General features: G+C 61.6%; 9 protein-coding genes. 2 read left to right on the top strand and 7 right to left on the bottom strand.

Annotated elements, in window-relative coordinates:
- Window positions 1-30: 30 nt before the first annotated feature.
- On the top strand, window positions 31-2,235 hold the full coding sequence (locus tag NKT35_RS15545) for an ATP-binding protein (protein WP_254294575.1): 2,205 nt from the start codon (window positions 31-33) through the stop codon (window positions 2,233-2,235).
- Here NKT35_RS15545 and NKT35_RS15550 read toward each other — a convergent pair.
- From NKT35_RS15550 to aotJ, 4 genes are all read right to left on the bottom strand, one after another.
- On the bottom strand, window positions 2,232-3,224 hold the full coding sequence (locus NKT35_RS15550) for a GlxA family transcriptional regulator (RefSeq protein WP_254294576.1): 993 nt from the start codon (window positions 3,222-3,224) through the stop codon (window positions 2,232-2,234). The two genes, NKT35_RS15545 and NKT35_RS15550, sit on opposite strands and share 4 nt — an antisense overlap.
- A 124-nt stretch (window positions 3,225-3,348) precedes the next feature.
- Window positions 3,349-4,080: an ABC transporter permease gene (locus tag NKT35_RS15555; RefSeq protein ID WP_254294578.1), complete on the bottom strand. Its 732-nt coding sequence runs from the start codon at window positions 4,078-4,080 to the stop codon at window positions 3,349-3,351.
- Window positions 4,077-4,766, bottom strand: a complete 690-nt coding sequence (locus tag NKT35_RS15560) for an ABC transporter permease (RefSeq protein WP_254294580.1) — start codon at window positions 4,764-4,766, stop codon at window positions 4,077-4,079. The genes NKT35_RS15555 and NKT35_RS15560 overlap by 4 nt, the downstream gene beginning before the upstream one ends.
- Before the next feature lie 70 nt (window positions 4,767-4,836).
- Window positions 4,837-5,601, bottom strand: a complete 765-nt coding sequence (gene aotJ / locus NKT35_RS15565) for an L-arginine-binding protein AotJ (RefSeq protein WP_254294581.1) — start codon at window positions 5,599-5,601, stop codon at window positions 4,837-4,839.
- Window positions 5,602-6,070: 469 nt separating this feature from the next.
- On the opposite strand from aotJ, the gene NKT35_RS15570 reads away from it, so the two are divergent.
- Window positions 6,071-10,879: an NAD-glutamate dehydrogenase gene (locus tag NKT35_RS15570; protein ID WP_254294588.1), complete on the top strand. Its 4,809-nt coding sequence runs from the start codon at window positions 6,071-6,073 to the stop codon at window positions 10,877-10,879.
- 106 nt (window positions 10,880-10,985) lie between these two features.
- Here the strand turns inward: NKT35_RS15570 and NKT35_RS15575 are convergent, their stop codons facing one another.
- The 3 genes from NKT35_RS15575 to coaBC form a co-directional block, all read right to left on the bottom strand.
- Complete coding sequence (locus tag NKT35_RS15575) at window positions 10,986-12,002, bottom strand: GGDEF domain-containing protein (protein ID WP_254294591.1); 1,017 nt, start codon at window positions 12,000-12,002, stop codon at window positions 10,986-10,988.
- Window positions 12,003-12,108: 106 nt separating this feature from the next.
- Window positions 12,109-12,561, bottom strand: a complete 453-nt coding sequence (gene dut / locus NKT35_RS15580) for a dUTP diphosphatase (RefSeq protein ID WP_254294593.1) — start codon at window positions 12,559-12,561, stop codon at window positions 12,109-12,111.
- A gap of 53 nt (window positions 12,562-12,614) precedes the next feature.
- Window positions 12,615-13,832, bottom strand: a complete 1,218-nt coding sequence (gene coaBC / locus NKT35_RS15585) for a bifunctional phosphopantothenoylcysteine decarboxylase/phosphopantothenate--cysteine ligase CoaBC (protein WP_505190946.1) — start codon at window positions 13,830-13,832, stop codon at window positions 12,615-12,617.
- Window positions 13,833-13,840 lie beyond the last annotated feature (8 nt).

The following is a 13,840-nucleotide window of genomic DNA, read 5'->3' on the forward strand; positions in this document are numbered from 1 at the left end:
AAGTGTCGAACGCATCTGCAAGGTGGCGGCTTGAGCAAATTCAAAGGCGGCGAGAAGCTTCTTTTTGGCGCTATCTGGTTGATTGCCACCGTCATGGTGGCAACCCAGTGGGGGATGGCCGAGTATCGCCGTTTGCGCGATGGCTTTGAGCTCGCCGCGCATCAGGTCTATGCTGGCGTGGCGCGGCGTCTGGACCAGAATGAATCGGTCTTGTCAGCGATTGACGCCTTGCTGTTGTCTCGCGAGCAGTTCGATGCATCCGCATTGAGCGCCTTTTCGCGCGATATGTTGCCGCGTTACCAGCAGCTGTATGCGATCGAATTTCTCCGCAGCGTCACGCTGGCCAATCGCGATGCCTTCTTGAGAGATATGGAGGCGCGGTTTGGCGAAACCTTCTATATCCGCGATTTCGACATCAAAGGTCGGCGAAGTTGGCTGCCGGCGCCCCCCCGTTCCCAAGCTTTGGTTGTCTCCATGATTGAGCCGGATCTCCCGGCCTCCAATCCCATTTTCGGTTACGACATGCTGGGTGATGCTTTCTTTACGCAAGATCTGAAGCGTACCCTGGCGACAGGGGAGAGAGTCAGCTCGCGTCCTTTCGAATTATATGAAGGCGGTGGCAAGGCCTATTTGCTGATGCAGTCGCTGAGGCGCGATGCGTTGCCAGGAAAGAAGCACGCAGGGAGGCCTGCGGGGTTTGAGGGCGTGGTCGCTTTGGTGGTCATGTGCGACCGTTTACTGCAGCTGCCGTCCGATCAAGGTTTACCGGCGAATCTGGACCTTTCTTTGTATCCACGAGGAGAAGGCGGGCAGGTAAGGGAAGTGCTGCATGAGCGAGAGCATCATTTGGGGGACCATGACTGGTGGCCTTTGATCACTCGCCTGGAGTTGCGGCTGCCTTTGAACAGCGAAGCGCAGCCTTTTGTGCTGGGGGTGTCCCGAGACGTCAGGCTGAACGATCTGGGCTTGCTTTCGCTGATGCTGCGCGAGTTGTTTGTCGCCTTGCTGGTCGGGGCGGCGGGCTTGATCTATTTCCAGCGGATTGCCTTGCGTCGCGAACGTTCGCAGGCTGGCGAAGAGCTGTTTTTGCAGAGCGAGCGGGCTTCGGTAACGCTGAGCGCGATTCATGATGGCGTAGTCATTCTTCGTCAGGACCGGTCGATAGAGATGGCGAATCCCATGGCCTTGCAGCTGGTGGATATGCCGGTGGAAGAGGTGCTGGGCCAGCCTTGCCATGAAGTGTTCCGTTTGATGGGCGAGCTGGCCTCGGAGTTTTCAGAAGATCCTATCAGCGAGTGTTTTCGTACCGGACAATCGGTGGAGCTGGCCGAGCGCATGCAATTGACCACCGCCCGCGGCAAGGTGCATTTCGTCGAAGGGGGCGTGGCGCCTTTGATGTCGCGCGACGGCGTGTTGATAGGCGTGGTCTGCGCCTTGCGCGATATGGGGCCGCTGCGGCTCAGAACGGCGGCGGCGCTGGAGGCGAGCGAGAGCCGCGTCAAGGAGCACCTAGAGAAGCTATCCCATGTCGCGCGCCTGCATACCATGGGAGAGATGGCTTCGGGCATCGCGCATGAGTTGAATCAGCCGCTGACGGCGATTTCCAATTACTGCCAGGCGGCCATTCAATTACTGGATGGCGTGGAGGATGTGCCGCCACAGGTGAACTCCGCTCTGAAATTGGCTGTTGCCCAGGCGGGGCGGGCTGGTGAAATCATCAAGCGCCTGCGGGCGCTGGTCAGCAAGCGTTCGATTGAGACGAGGCTCATCGATATCAATCAGGTTGTCGGCAACTGCATGTTTCTGGTCGAATACGATCTGAAAGAGCGGGGCATCGAGGTGGTGCAGCTGCTTTCAGGGTATTCCATCCCGGTGATGGCGGACAGCATTCAGCTGGAGCAGGTGGTATTGAATCTGCTGTCCAATGCCATGGATGCCTTGAGAGACGAGCCGGCGATGAAGCGCCATGTGATCGTGCATACCCGCCGCGAAGGCAAGAAGGGCATCCTGGAGGTGAGGGATACCGGCAGGGGCATTACGCCGGATCTGCTTGAGGTGTTGTTCCATCCCTTTTTCTCGACCAAGCAGCATGGCATGGGCTTGGGGCTATCCATCTGCCAAACCATCGTCGAGCAATACGGCGGTTTGATTTCCGCTGAAAACATCCCGGCCAGCGGCGCTTGCTTCCGCATAGAACTGCCGCTCGCCCTGCAGGCGGAGCGGCAGCTGGGTTAAGCGCGGGTGACCGAGCTGGGCAGAGCCCGTTGCGAGCGCTCTTCCCTGGGCGTGATGTTGAAGTGGTTGCGATAGGTGCTGGAAAAGTGCGGGCCGCTTGAAAAGCCGCAGGCCAGGCCGATCTGCACGATGGATTTGCTGGTTTGCTGCAGCAGTTGGCGCGCGCGGTTCAGGCGCAGTTCCAGGTAGTACTTGGATGGCACCGTGCTCAAGTATTGCTTGAACAGCCGCTCCAGCTGGCGTCGGGAGACGCCGACGTAATACGCGATGTCGTCGGTGGAGAGCGGTTCTTCGATGTTCGCCTCCATCAGGCTGACGGCTTCGGTCAGCTTGGGCTGGCTGCCGCCGATGCGGGTGGCCAGCGGCACGCGCTGCCGTTCGCTGCCGGGCCGTATCCGCTCCATGCTGAACAGCTCGGACAGCTGGGCGACGAATTCATGGCCTTGCGACTTGCCGACCAGGTCCAGCATGAAGTCGAAGGTGGCCGCGCCGCCGGCGCAGCTCAAATGCCGTCCTTCGCTTTCATACAGATTGGAGGTGACGATCACTTCGGGAAACTCTTCCGTCAGCCGGGCGATTTCGCGCCAATGTATGGTGGCGCGATGGCCGGCCAGCAAGCCGGATTTCGCCAGCCAGTAGCTGCCGCAGCCTATGCCGACCAGAATCATTTTGTCGATATTGAGGGCGGCGATGTTTTTGCTCAGCTCGTCCAATCCGGCTTCATTGCCGATTTCATCCGCCAGAATCAGCAGGTAGTCCAGCTTGGGCGCGTAGGACAGCGGCAGATCCACGGCCAGCTTGATGCCGTTGGATAGTTGCACCGGCGCGCCGTCCAGCGACAGCAGCAGGGTTTCGTACAGTTTTTTTTCGGCAAGCAGATTGGCGTGCGTCAATACCTCGGAGGCGCTGGCGAAGTCGGCCATCGAGGCATGGGGCAGGAGCAGGAATCCGAAGCGTTGAGCCTTGGCGGTTTGGGGCGGATGACCCATGTCTGGTATGTCGGTAGCGGTTGCAAAAATACCGCCATGCCGGAGCGCCCGGCATGGCGGTGTGTCTTGCCCAGCATTGTACGATTAATTTCGATGTTCGGGCAGTGCAATTGTTGCGCTGTATTTACGCTTTGCGCGGCGCCAGGAAGGCCAGATAGCGGCGTTCCGCCCGTTTCATCAGCCAGACCAGTCCGAAAGTCAGCGCCAGGTAGATGGCGGCGGCGGTCAGGAAGGGCTCGAAGGGCTGATAGCTTTCGCTGTAGATGCGGCGCGCCACGCCGGTCAGGTCGGCTAGCGTCACCAGGCCGGCGATGGCGGTGCTTTGCAGCATCATGATCACCTCGTTGCTGTAGGCCGGCAGCGCGCGGCGCAGTGCGGAGGGCAGCACGATGCGGCGCAGCATCAGCCAATGGCCCATGCCCATGGCGCGGGCGGCTTCGATCTCGCCCCAATGGGTATTGCGGATCTGGCCGGCGATGATTTCCGTGGTGTAGGCGGCGGTATTCAGCGTGAAGGCGAGGATGGCGCAGACGTAGGCGTTTTGCAGATATGCCCAAGCCCAGCTATCGCGCACCCAGTCGAACTGCGCCAGGCCGTAATAGATGATGAACAGCTGCACCAGCAGCGGCGTGCCGCGGAACAGGTAGCCGAACAGCCAGACCGCGCCCGCCAGCGGCCGTTGCTTGGCGGTGCGCGCCACGGCTAGCGGAATGGCCAGCAGCAAGCCCAGCAGCAAGGACAGGCCCAATAGCTCCAGGGTCAGTATCAGGCCGTCGGCGCTGGACAGCATGGGGCCGCCGTCATGGGCGCCGAAAAACTCCGGCAGACGCTCGATAATCAGTTGGGGATCGATCACAGTCCGCTCTCCTTGGCGCCCATCGAGTAGCGTTTTTCGGTCCAGTGCAAGAGCAGATTGGACACGCCGGTTATGCAAAGAAACAGCGCGCCGACGATGATGTAGACGTCGAAGGGCTGCTGGGTGGCCGACTTGGCGGCGTCGGCGCGGTACATCACATCATTGAGGCCGATCACCGACACCAGGGCGGTGGACTTCACCAGCACCAGCCAGTTGTTGGAGAAGCTGGGCAGGGCGTAGCGCACCATCTGCGGCAGCTGGATGCGGAAGAACACGCGCAGCGGCGACATGCCGTAGGCCAGGCCTGCTTCCATTTGGCCCTTGTGCACGGCCATCATCGCGCCGCGGAAGGTTTCGGTCATATAGGCGCCGAAGATGAAGCCCAGGGTGGAAACGCCGGCGACGAAAGGATCGATGTCCGGCGCTTGCCAGCCGAAATAGCCGCAGATGTCGTTCAGCAGCATCTGCGCGCCGAAAAACAGCAAAAACATCCACACCAGGTCGGGAATGCCGCGCACCACGGTGGAATAGAATTCGGCCAGCAGCGTCAGCGCGCGCGACTGGGTGGATTTGAGCAACGCGCCGACAAGGCCGAGGGCGACGGAGACAGCCAGGGCGGAGCCGGCCAGCTTGAGCGTCAGCGCCAGGCCTTCGAATATGCTGGGAAGGTAACCTTGCAGAAACATGTAGCAATCTCGGAAGAGGGGATTGCGGACGCAGACGCGCCGGGCGCGCCTGCCTGAGATGCGCTAGGGCTTAGCCGCCGTAGACATCGAAGCTGAAGTATTTGTCTTGCACTTTCTTGTAAGCGCCATCCTTGCGGACTTGGTCGATGGCCTTGTTCAGGCGGTCAACCAGCGCTTTGTTGCCCTTCTTGACGGCGATGCCGGCGCCCAGGCCGAAGTATTTCACGTCGGAGTAGTTCGGGCCGACAAAGGCGTAGCCCTTGCCCTGGGCGGTCTTCAGGAATTCGCCTTCACCCACCGCGCCGTCGACGAACACGGCATCCACGCGGCCGGACTTCAGATCCAGGAAGGACTCGGGAGACTTGGCGTACGGCACGATGGTGGCGCCGTTCTTGCCCCAGAAGTCTTTGGCGAACTTTTCCTGGGTGGAGGCGCGCAGCACGCCGATCTTTTTGCCCTTGAAGCTGGCGGCGTCAACCTTGGCGCCGTCCTTGGCCACCAGGCGGCTGGCGATGTTGTAGTACTTGTGGGTGAAATCCACCGCCTTCTGGCGCTCCGCGGTGATTTGCATCGACGAGATGATGGCGTCGAACTTGTTGGCGTTCAGCGCCGGAATCAGGCCATCCCAGTCTTGCGGCACGATCTGGCAGGTCACTTTCATCGAGGCGCAAATCGCGTTGGCCATATCGATGTCGAAGCCTTGCGGCTTGCCGTCGGCGCCTTGCTTGGAGAAAGGCGGGTAGTTGAGGTCGATGCCGAAGCGGAGGGTTTCCGCTTGGGCGGACAGGGAGGCGATCAAGGCGAGGCCGGCGCTTGCAAACAGTGCTTTTTTCATGATGTTGCTTCTACTTCTCTTCTTCTTGGCCGAGTGTTTTGCGGCCTGCTTGTAAACCCCGCACCGGAGGCGACGTTATTGTTCCGATCCGGGCCATCTTGGATAGCGGCTTGATTTGGCAATGCCGCAATGCACAACAACAAGCGAGGGGATTGGTCAATCCCCATAAGCAAGTGCGCACATTCTACCTTACTTTTTCATGAAAATGGAAATATCATAAAAATCATTATGTTACGACATGATTGCGACGACTTTGATGGGTGGGGCGTAGCGTTTTTTGTGTAATTGATCGTCGCTTTGCTGTAAGGTATCGGCGGGATTCTCCCAAGCCTTATGCCTCTGGCTTGCAGACCTGGAGGGGTAGGGTGGGCGATTTGTGTAACTCCATGTCGCATTAAGGAAATCCCGCTGGGATGGCGCTATCTACAATGCCCCCGACAACCTCCCTGCTCACAACAAGAGAAGCTAAATGTCGCTTACCAATAAGACTGAACTGGCCAGCCTGATCGCAGATATCCAGGCTGTAGCCGAGAGCAAGCTTTCTTCCAAGGAGACCCAACAACTCGCCGCCTTCTTCCCGATCTATTTCGAAGAGACCGAACACGCCGATTTGCGGCAGTTCTCCTCGCTCGATCTGTTCGGCGCAGCCATGGCGCACTACGAGTTTGCCGGCAAACGCTCTGCCGGACAGGTCAAGTGCCGCATCTACAACCCCGATTTCGAACGCGACGGCTGGCAAAGCACCCACACCGTGATCGAAGTGGTGAACGACGACATGCCGTTCCTCATCGACTCGATCTCCATGCTGCTGTCGCGCTACAATCTGAACCTGCATCTGCTGGTCCACCCGGTGCTGGCGGTCGCTCGCGACAAGAGCGGCGCGCTGCTCGAGGTGAAGCGCACCGAAGACCGCAGCCTGCCGCTGGAATCGTTCATCCATGTGCAGATCGACCGCATCAGCGACGCCGAGCTGCTGGCCGAGCTGGACGCCGAGCTCAAGCGCGTGCTGGCGGACATCCGCCTGGTGGTGCGCGATGAGCCCAAAATGCGCGATGTGCTGGCCGGCATCGGCAAGGATCTGGCCAAGCTGAAGGGCGATCGCGCCGTAGAAGCCAAGGAGGCGGTAGCCTTCCTGGAGTGGATGGCGAGCCGCAACTTCCTGTTCATGGGCTATTGCGACTACGACCTGGTCAAGCGCGACGGCAAGGACAGCCTGAAAATCGTCAAGGGCTCCGGCCTGGGCATTCTGCAGGACCAGGGCGACAAGGAGTACTCCGCCAGCTTCGAACAATTGCCGCAAGAACTGCGCGAATTGGCCCACCTGCCGCAGCTGATCATCCTGAACAAGTCGCAAACCCGCTCCATCATCCATCGTCCGGCCTATGTCGACTTCGTCGGCATCAAGCGCTTCAACGACAAGGGCGAGGTGATGGGCGAGCGCCGCTTCCTCGGCCTTTACACCGCCAGCGCTTACCAGACTTCGCCGAAAGACGTGCCCATCCTGCGCCAGAAAGTGGCGTCGGTGGTGTCCGGCTGCGATTTCGTCGATGACAGCTACAAGGCCAAAACCTTGGGCTTCGTGCTGGAAAGCTACCCGCGCGACGAGCTGTTCGAAATCCCGGCCGAAGTGCTGGGTCCGATCGCCGAAGGCATCGTCAGCCTGCAAGAGCGCCCGCGCGTGCGCCTGTTCGTGCGCGCCGACCGTTATCACCGCTATGTCAGCAGCCTGGTTTACGTGCCGCGAGACAGCTTCAGCACGGAAGTGCGGCTGAAGATCGAAAAAGTGCTGATGAACGCCTTCAATGGCAGCAGCGCCGAGTTCAGCGTGCAGATCGGCGACGGCACCCTGGCCCGCGTCCATTACATCATCCGCACCGCATCGGCCAAGCTGCCTGAGTTCCACGCCGCGGATATCGAGGCGGAAATCGCGCGCCTGGTGCGCGGCTGGAGCGAAGAGCTGCATCAGCAACTGATCGAGGCTCATGGCGAGGAGCAGGGCAACGGCCTGTTCAACCGCTACAAGGGCGGCTTCCCGGTGGCTTACCGCGAAGAATTCGCCGTGCGCAACGCGGTGCTGGACGTGCAGCACCTGGAGGCGATCGACGCCAGCCAGCCGCTGGCGATGAAGCTGTACCGCCCCTTCCATCGCGGCGGCGCTTCGTTCAACCTCAAGCTGTTCCGCGAAAACGAGCCGCTGGGCCTGTCCGCCAGCCTGCCTATCCTGGAAAACATGGGCGTCAAGGTGCGCGATGAGCATCCGTACTGCGTCAAGCGCGCGGATGGCTCGCAAGTGTGGATCAGCGACTTCGGCCTCGACGTCGGCAATTTCGGCGAACAGATGGCCCAGGACCAGGTTCAGCGCGACTTCCAGGAACTGCTGGCCCAAGTCTTCGCCAAGCGCTGCGAAAACGACGGCTTCAACCGCCTGGCGCTGGTTGCGGCCCTGGATTGGCGCGAAATTTCGCTGGTGCGCGCCTTGGCCAAGTACCTGCGCCAAGGCGGCCTGACTTTCAGCCAAGCCTACATCGAGCAGTGCGTGGCCAACTATCCGGCCATCACCCGCAGCCTGGTCGAGCTGTTCTACGCTCGCCTGGATCCGGTGAACTTCGAAGACGAGAAGGCCGAACTGCTGCTGGCCGCCGTGCGCGGCATGCTGGACGGCGTGGCCAATCTGGACGAAGACCGCATCCTGAACGGCTTCCTGGACGTGATCCTGGCCACCCGCCGCACCAACTTCTGGCAGAAGGGCGCCGACGGCGAGTTCAAGTCCTACATCTCGTTCAAGCTGGAATCGAACCAGATCCCCTTCCTGCCGCAACCGCGCCCGATGTTCGAAATCTGGGTCTACAGCCCGCGCGTCGAAGGCGTGCACCTGCGCGGCTCCAAGGTGGCGCGCGGCGGCCTGCGCTGGTCCGACCGCATGGAAGACTTCCGCACCGAAGTGCTGGGCCTGGTGAAGGCGCAGATGGTGAAGAACTCGGTGATCGTGCCTATGGGTTCGAAGGGCGGTTTCGTCGGCAAGCAACTGCCGGCGCCGTCCGACCGCGAAGCCTTCCTGGCCGAGGGCATCGCTTGCTACAAGATCTTCATCTCGGCCTTGCTGGATGTCACCGACAACCTGGTGACCGGCCAGATCATTCCGCCTAAGGACGTGCGCCGCCTGGATCCGGACGATCCGTACCTGGTGGTGGCGGCCGACAAGGGCACGGCGACGTTCTCCGACATCGCCAACGGCATTTCCGAGTCTTACGGCTTCTGGCTGGGCGACGCCTTCGCCTCCGGCGGCTCCGCCGGCTACGACCACAAGGGCATGGGCATCACCGCCCGCGGCGCTTGGGAGTCGGTGAAGCGCCACTTCCGCCACCTGGGCGTCAACACCCAGGAGCAGGATTTCAGCGTGATCGGCATCGGCGACATGGCCGGCGACGTGTTCGGCAACGGCATGCTGTTGTCCGAGCACATCTGCCTGAAGGCGGCGTTCAACCACCTGCACATCTTCCTCGATCCGACCCCGGACGCGAAGAAGAGCTTCGCCGAGCGCGCGCGCCTGTTCAATCTGCCGCGCTCCAGCTGGGCCGATTACAACCGCGAGCTGATCTCCAAGGGCGGCGGCATCTTCGAACGCTCGGCCAAGTCCATCCCGCTGTCGCCGGAAGTGAAGGCGTGGCTGGAAACCGACAAGGACCACATGGCGCCGAACGAGCTGATCCATGAGATCCTCAAGGCCAAGATCGACCTGCTGTACAACGGCGGCATCGGCACCTACATCAAGGCGTCGACGCAGAGCCACGCCGACGCCCGCGACCGCGCTTGCGATCCGGTGCGCGTCAACGGCAACCAGCTGCAAGCCCGCGTGGTCGCCGAAGGCGGCAACCTGACTTGCACCCAACTGGGTCGCGTCGAGTTCGCGCTGGCCGGCGGCCGCATCGCCACCGACGCCATCGACAACTCCGCCGGCGTGGATTGCTCCGACCACGAGGTCAATATCAAGATCTTGCTGGGCGCGGTGATGCAGTCCGGCGACATGACGCTGAAGCAGCGCAATGAGCTGCTGGCCGAGATGACCGAGGAAGTCGGCCATCTGGTGCTGCGCAACAACGTGCTGCAGACCCAGGTGCTGGCGATCAAGCGTCTGGAAGCGGCGTCCATGCTGTCCACCCATGCGCGGATGATTTCGCACATGGAAAAGACCGGCGAGCTGAACCGCGAGATCGAGTACCTGCCGTCGGAAACGCAGATCAACGAGCGTCGTCTGGCCCGCCAAGGCCTGACCGTGCCGGAAGTGGCTGTGCTGCTGGCGTACAGCAAGATTTCGCTGGACCAGGCCATTCTGGCCACCGATCTGCCGGACGACCGCGACTTCCTGCCGGTGCTGGTCAACTACTTCCCGAAACCGCTGCAACAGCGTTTCGGCAAGCAGATGGAACAGCATCAGCTGAAGCGCGAGATCATCTCCAACCAGCTGGCCAACCAGATCATCAACCGCATGGGCACCACCTTCGTGTTCCGCCTGCAGGAAGAGTCGCCGTTCTCCGCGGCCGACATCGCCCGCGCCTGGTGGATCGCCAACCGCGTATTCGACGCGGAAAGCCTGTGGGGCCAGATCGAAGCCTTGGACAACAAGGTGCCGGCCGACCTGCAGATGCAGCTGATGGTGCTGGTGCGCACACTGGTGGAGCGCGTGACCCGCTGGGTGCTGCGCAACAAGCGTCCGTTCGCCTCGGTCAACGCCGTGATCGAACAGTACGCCGCTCAGGTGCAGAGCCTGCTGTCCGCGCTGCCCAAGCTGATCACCGCCGCCGATTATCCGGCTGTGGCCGCCCAGGAAGCCCGCATCGCTCACGCCAATCTGCCTAAGCCGCTGCAACAGGTGCTGGCGCGCCTGGAGTACGCGGTGCCGCTGATGGACATCATCGAGATCGCAGGCGACAGCAAGCTGGCGCTGGACCAAGTGGCCGCCAACTACTTCCAGTTGGGCCGTTCGCTGCAACTGGATTGGCTGCGCGACGCCATCACCAGCCTGCCGCGCGACAACCGTTGGCAATCGCTGGCTCGTTCCGCGCTGCGCGACGACCTGTACAGCGTGCATCGCAATCTGGCCCGTCAGGCGCTGGATGGCGCGGCCGCCGCGGACTTCGCCGCGCAGTGGCTGGGCAATCGCCAGGGCGCGGTGGAAATCTGCGGCCAGATGTTCGCCGAGCTGCAGTCGTTCAGCGCGCTGGATCTGGCCATGCTGTCCGCCGGCATGCGCGAGCTGAACAACCACCTGTTGGCCTAAGCCTATGCGTTCCGGTTTCGGCCGGAATGAAAATGAAAAGCCGCGAGATTCATCTCGCGGCTTTTTTTGGAGCATGGCTGGCCTGCGGCTGAAGGCCGGGCTGTCGTCAGAAATAGTCTACTTGCCCATCCATCCGTATCGACTCCAATTCGCCCATGGCGACCAGCTTCTCAAAGCACTGGACTTGATTGCGCCCATGGGCCTTGGCGTAATACAGCGCGCGGTCAGCCTGCTCTATCAGTTGCCCCGGCAGCAGCGCCGGGTTGACCTGGGTGTAGCCTATGCTGATGGTGAGCTCGCGCACCTGCGGGAAGGGATGGCGTTCCACGCTGTGGCGGAATCGTTCCAGGGCCAGCTCGGCCTGGAGAATGTCCGAGGCCTGCAGCAGCAGCGCGAACTCTTCGCCGCCGTAGCGGAACAGGCCATCGTCTTCGCGAAAACTCTGCTGCATCAATTGCGCCATGATCAGCAGGACTTCGTCGCCCACCATATGGCCGAACTGGTCGTTGACCCGCTTGAACAAGTCGACGTCCAGCAAGGCGAGAATGTGGGGGTGCTGCGTGGTTTGCGGCCTCTGCAGCGAAGACATCAGATTGTAGAAGCGCAGATCGAATTTGCGCCGGTTATGCAGCGCGGTGAGCATGTCTCGGTCGGCCTCGAACAAGAGGCGAAGAAAGTTCTCATGTATCCGCGCCATGGCTTTGAGCATGGCGCGATTGATCTTGGTTTCGCTGGAGGTGTGGATCACCACCAGCGAGATGATGCTGCCCATGCAGCGCATGGGCATGCACATGCCGGTGGGAATGCGGTGGATGCCGTCGTCGCGGTCCAGCATGTTCAGCAGGTCGTACAAGAAGATGGGCGGCGGCAGCCAGCCGTCGGTGGTGGTTTCGGTGATGATGGGCTTGCCGGCGCTGGAGATCGCCTCCAGACGGCGGCGGATATAGGGGGCGCTGTTGACCCAGCGGCAGGCGAACAGCTCCACCTTGTCTACATGCATCACCTCCACCAGCGTGGAGAGCAGGCTGGATTCCAGCATTTCCTGCTCGCGCTGCGAGGTCAGTTCGACCAGATTGTCGAGGATCAGTTTGCTTTCGTTTTGTTCCGGAAGCGGTGTCTGCATGATGAGCGTGCTCCTGAGGCACGGCTGCGCGATGGGGCAGCCGGTGCCGCTTCTTCCGGATTATAGGCAAGCAAGCGCGAGGCGGCGCTGAAGCTTGCCGCCGCGCTTAGCCGCGGCCGGTGCTGCCGAAGCCGCCGGCGCCGCGCTCTGAGCTGTCGAAATCGTCGACGATGTTGAAGTCGGCCTGCACCACGGGGACGATCACCATTTGGGCGATGCGCTCCATCGGTTCCAGCAGGAAGGGCTCCTGGCCGCGGTTCCATACCGAGACAAAGACTTGGCCCTGATAGTCGGAGTCGATCAAGCCGACCAGATTGCCCAGCACGATGCCGTGCTTGTGGCCCAGGCCGGAGCGCGGCAGCAGCATGGCGGCGAGATTGGGATTGTCCAGATGGATGGCGATGCCGGTGGGAATCAGCTTGGTTTCGCCCGGCTGGATGGTCATCGCGGCCTCGGTGGCGGCGCGCAGGTCCAGGCCGGCGGAGCCGGCGGTGGCGTAGGTGGGCAGGTTTTCGCGCAGGCGCGCGTCCAGGATTTTAACGTCGATAACGGTTTGCATGGTGTTTCCTTGTGATGCGGTGGCGGCCTCGGGGCCGCCGGATGGTGGATTCTTCAGCGCTTGGCCAGCAGCGCGGCCAAGTGGCGGACAATGGCGGTCGCCACTTCGGTTTTGGGCAGGGCGGGAAGGGGGTGCTGGCCGGCATCGTCCAGCAGCACCACTTGGTTATCATCGGCACCCATCGCGTGCTGGGCGAGGTTGGCCACCAGCAGCGGCAGCTTCTTGCGCTTGCGCTTGGCTTCGGCGAATTCCAGCAGGTTCTGGCTTTCCGCCGCGAAGCCGACGCAGAAAGGCGCGGCGGGCAGCGACGCTACCGTTGCCAGAATGTCCGGGTTTTCTTCCAGTTCGATGGTCGGAAGCGACGCGCCTTTCTTGATTTTGTGCTCGCTGCGGTTTTTCACCCGGTAGTCGGCGACAGCGGCGACCGAAATGAAAATATCGCTGCGGCCCACCTCGGTCAGCACGGCTTGTTGCATTTGCTGGGCGCTCTGAACATCGATGCGGCGCACGTTCAGCGGCGCATCCATGCCGGTGGGGCCGGAAACCAGCGTCACTTCGGCGCCGGCGTCGCGGCAGGCGCGCGCCAGGGCATAACCCATCTTGCCCGAACTGATATTGGTGATGCCGCGCACGGTGTCTATGGCTTCGTAAGTCGGTCCCGCGGTCAGCAGCACCTTTTTGCCTGCCAGCAGCTTGTCGGCGAAGAAGCCTTGCAGCATCTCGACGATTTCATGCGGCTCGGACATACGGCCGTCGCCGGTTTCGCCGCAGGCCTGGAAGCCATTGCCCGGACCGAATACGGCGACGCCGTCGGCCTGCAGTTGGGCGATGTTGCGCTGATTGGGCGGATTCTGCCACATCTGCAGATTCATCGCCGGCGCGACGATCAGCGGGCAGGTCCGCGCGGCGGCCATTGTCGACAGCAGATCGTCGCATGCGCCATGCGCCAGCTTGAACAGCAGGTTGGCGGTGGCCGGCGCGATCAGAAAGACATCGGCGCGGCGCGACAGCTCGATATGCGCCATCGCATTGCTGGGTCTGGGATCCCACAAATCGGTGTAGACCGTATGTCCCGACAGCGCCTGGAAAGTGGCGGGGGCGATGAAACGGGTGGCGGCCTCGGTCATCACTACTTCCACCTGATGGCCCGCCTTGATCAGCTGGCGGGTCAGTTCGGCGGATTTGTAAGCGGCGATGCCGCCGCTGATGCCGAGAAGAATGCGTTTGGCAGTCATGGATCGTTCTTTGCGCTGCAGCCGTAAACTGGCCATTTTAGCGG

Origin of the sequence: Chromobacterium sp. IIBBL 290-4, from assembly GCF_024207115.1 — a bacterium.
GTDB lineage: Bacteria > Pseudomonadota > Gammaproteobacteria > Burkholderiales > Chromobacteriaceae > Chromobacterium.

Excerpts from the sequence above, each read along its gene's own strand:
- aotJ (WP_254294581.1), bottom strand. The coding sequence starts at position 5,601 with ATGAAAAAAGCACTGTTTGCAAGCGCCGGCCTCGCCTTGATCGCCTCC.
- dut (WP_254294593.1), bottom strand. The coding sequence starts at position 12,561 with ATGCAAACCGTTATCGACGTTAAAATCCTGGACGCGCGCCTGCGCGAA.
- coaBC (WP_505190946.1), bottom strand. The coding sequence starts at position 13,832 with ATGGCCAGTTTACGGCTGCAGCGCAAAGAACGATCCATGACTGCCAAA.
- NKT35_RS15550 (WP_254294576.1), bottom strand. The coding sequence starts at position 3,224 with ATGGGTCATCCGCCCCAAACCGCCAAGGCTCAACGCTTCGGATTCCTG.
- NKT35_RS15570 (WP_254294588.1), top strand. The coding sequence starts at position 6,071 with ATGTCGCTTACCAATAAGACTGAACTGGCCAGCCTGATCGCAGATATC.
- NKT35_RS15560 (WP_254294580.1), bottom strand. The coding sequence starts at position 4,766 with ATGTTTCTGCAAGGTTACCTTCCCAGCATATTCGAAGGCCTGGCGCTG.
- NKT35_RS15575 (WP_254294591.1), bottom strand. The coding sequence starts at position 12,002 with ATGCAGACACCGCTTCCGGAACAAAACGAAAGCAAACTGATCCTCGAC.